At 30.3% G+C, this 393-nt stretch carries 1 protein-coding gene; it reads right to left on the reverse strand.

All coding sequences use genetic code 11. The features are described 5' to 3' along the window. The coding region (locus tag C1I99_RS35575; RefSeq protein WP_499877958.1) for a DUF4467 domain-containing protein at positions 1-346 on the reverse strand (346 nt) is incomplete at its 3' end. Positions 347-393: the final 47 nt, after the last annotated feature.

The following is a 393-nucleotide window of genomic DNA, read 5'->3' on the forward strand; positions in this document are numbered from 1 at the left end:
AATCCGCATCATGTTGTTGATAATATCGTCTCGAATCAAAATCTTGCTTATATGATACACGTTTATCACTAAAATCATATGCATAATAATGCACTTCATCATCATTACTCAAAGGTTTATAAGCTAAAATGATAATTTTATCCTTATCATAGACATAAATATTAGCATCTTTGCGTTCAAAATGATCAACACGATCACCGTTGCCTTTTTTGGCAAGTTGTTCTTGTTTTTGATTTTTAATTTTAACTGCTTCATCTATTTCTTTCACATATTTATCATTACCACATCCTGATATAAAGACTAGTAATAATAATACCGTCGCCACAAATCGCTTCAATGCTCCCACTCCTACTATCAACTTCCAACTAACTTTCAATATAATTAATACTATAC

Source organism: Micromonospora deserti (assembly GCF_003236335.1).
Classification (GTDB): Bacteria; Actinomycetota; Actinomycetes; order Mycobacteriales; family Micromonosporaceae; genus Micromonospora; species Micromonospora deserti.